2 protein-coding genes are annotated in these 2,328 nt (G+C 44.5%); both read right to left on the reverse strand.

All coding sequences use genetic code 11. The features are described from left to right. Positions 1-72 precede the first annotated feature (72 nt). Positions 73-1,275 carry a GNAT family N-acetyltransferase gene (locus tag DXA54_RS26490; protein ID WP_008021343.1) on the reverse strand — a complete coding sequence of 401 codons (1,203 nt, stop codon included), beginning with the start codon at positions 1,273-1,275 and terminating at the stop codon, positions 73-75. 98 nt (positions 1,276-1,373) lie between these two features. Then, entirely contained in the window at positions 1,374-1,946 is a 573-nt protein-coding gene (locus DXA54_RS26495) for a UpxY family transcription antiterminator (protein ID WP_195306195.1), read from the reverse strand. Between the last annotated feature and the right edge of the window lie 382 nt (positions 1,947-2,328).

The following is a 2,328-nucleotide window of genomic DNA, read 5'->3' on the forward strand; positions in this document are numbered from 1 at the left end:
TGCTGACCCGTAAAACGAACGGGCAATTTCTTTTTTGTCATTAGTAACTTCTTACATAATAGGTTTGGTGTGTCACCACTGACGGATGGTATTCCACTCTTTTTCGAGAATGGCATAAACACAGGTATCTTCATATTTTGGGGAGCCGTCAGGATTGTTTACGAATGTCACAAACTCTTTGAAACATCCTTCGCGGCGCATACCAAGACGTTCGCATAAGCGTTTGGAGCGGATATTGTCATCTTCCACAAATCCATAGATACGCCGTGCGCCCGCCTCTCGGAAAAGATAATCCAACAATCCGGCTGCCGCTTCACAAGCGAATCCTTTGCCTTCAAAACGTTTGTTGAAATGCCACCCCACATTATAAGTGTCTTCATTCTCACGCAAAGCGAACACGTCACCGATAATAAAGTCATCTTTTTTCAGACTCACCGCATAGCGCAGCATGTCTTTCGGGGAATACTGCATATATGCCCATGCCGCCTCTCTGGAACAAAGGCGGTCTCCGGCAAAGCAATTCACACGCGGATGGGAAAGATACTCCAACAACCCTTCGGCATCCTTCTGTTTGAAATTTCGAATGATAATTCGTTCGGTTTCGATATATATTTCCTTGTAATAATAAAATGGTATGAGTACGCCCAAAGTAGCGAAGGCAAGCATGGCATAGAGATACTGGTGGAACCAGATGAAGGTCATCCCGTAGAACAGGAAGGCAATGCTGCACAGCCCAGAGGCCAGTCCGTCGATGCCGTCGATGAGGTTGATGGCATTGATGATGAAAACCGTAACGAAAACGGTGAGAGGGATGCTAATCCACGACGGCATGGAATGGATGAACAGCATTCCGTGAAGGTCGGACAGTTCCACTCCGCCAGCCACCAGCATGATGCCGCAGACTATCTGGATAAAGAACTTGGCACGGTAGCGCACACCGATAAGGTCATCGGCAATGCCGACAAGGTACAACATGATGATGGCGCAGAAGGCGTATGCCAATGGCAACGCTTCTGCGCCTATTTCCTTAAGCAGCTCATCATGTCCGGTTGAGACATTGACCGCCAAAAGCAGGACAAAGGAGAAGAACACTACGGGCTTGAAGGCCATACCGCCAAGGCGAGGCACTACACACTGATGTATCTTCCGCTCGTCCGGCTCGTCGAACAGTCGCCTGCGGAAGGCGATGAGCAGAATCTGCGGTATCACGATTCCTGCGAAAAACACGCACAGGAAGAATACCGACAGGATGTTGACAATCCAAATTAAACTCATTCTCTATCTAACTTTAATAGGCCGTTTGTGTCGGTCTGTCCTGTACTAATCCCTCTGTATCAATCAATTCGGGGGGGGTAATTCGTGTTTCCATAATCTCAGTCTATGATTTGAATATATTCCGGCTTCACCTCAGCTGAAACCGCCAGTAGGTCGGGAATAATGACGACAAGCTGCCGACCTCTCTTTTTTGCCACTTTTATGAAGTAGCCCTCCACCTGGTCGAACGGTCCGCCATGTACCCTTACTCTTTTACCTTTTTCAATGTTGATTTTATCTTTTTCCTTGTTGATTTCGCTGATTTTGTAGAAGTGTACCTCTTCATCTGCCTGCTTGCACACCTTGATGAAGTTGGTCATGTCTTCATCAGGTACAGTCAGATAGACAAGTTCTCCGCCACTTTTCCATGTGACAAACTGTAGGTCGTAATAATAATTGTGTTTGAAATCAACAATCTTCTGATGACTTGCATGCACAAACACCAGACTATGGATGACGGGTACCATGAAAAAGACTTTCTTGACCTTGACAGTGCGAAGGACTTTCTGCTTGGGTATGAAATACTCTAAGCCATACGTTTCATTAGAGAGCCGATCTTCGGCAGTATTCTCGTTCTTGTAGGCCCGCATGACATACCACAGTATCTTATCCTTGTCCAATACATTCACCATACTGTTTTGACATGTGTTTTTTGAGAAAAGAACGTACTCATGGTTCATCCCGATATGCGTATCGGTCTGTATATCAGCAACTTTCTATGTGTTTCAACTACAATAGTCATCTATTCTCATCTTTCTGAGTCCACCCCCTGCAAAGCCCCTCTTTACGACATAAAAATTCGGTCGGAAAAGGTATGCAAAAGATGTTTCTCTCTTTAAGAGAAACTCTTCGGGATGCAAAAATATGAAAATAACTCCAATTCACCAAATTATATAGCGACTTTTTTACAAAAATGCTAAAATTTGTTGATTTCCGTCAAGCAATTGTTGAGCAAATATGTCTTTTACGATAAAATGATACCTCAATATCAACTGTTTAGCAAAACGATATTTC

Source organism: Bacteroides sp. OF03-11BH, from assembly GCF_003604005.1.
Taxonomy (GTDB): domain Bacteria; phylum Bacteroidota; class Bacteroidia; order Bacteroidales; family Bacteroidaceae; genus Bacteroides; species Bacteroides ovatus.

What these genes read in the sequence shown, in the direction of transcription:
- DXA54_RS26495 (WP_195306195.1), bottom strand. Translation starts at nt 1,946, where the DNA reads ATGGTGAATGTATTGGACAAGGATAAGATACTGTGGTATGTCATGCGG.
- DXA54_RS26490 (WP_008021343.1), bottom strand. Translation starts at nt 1,275, where the DNA reads ATGAGTTTAATTTGGATTGTCAACATCCTGTCGGTATTCTTCCTGTGC.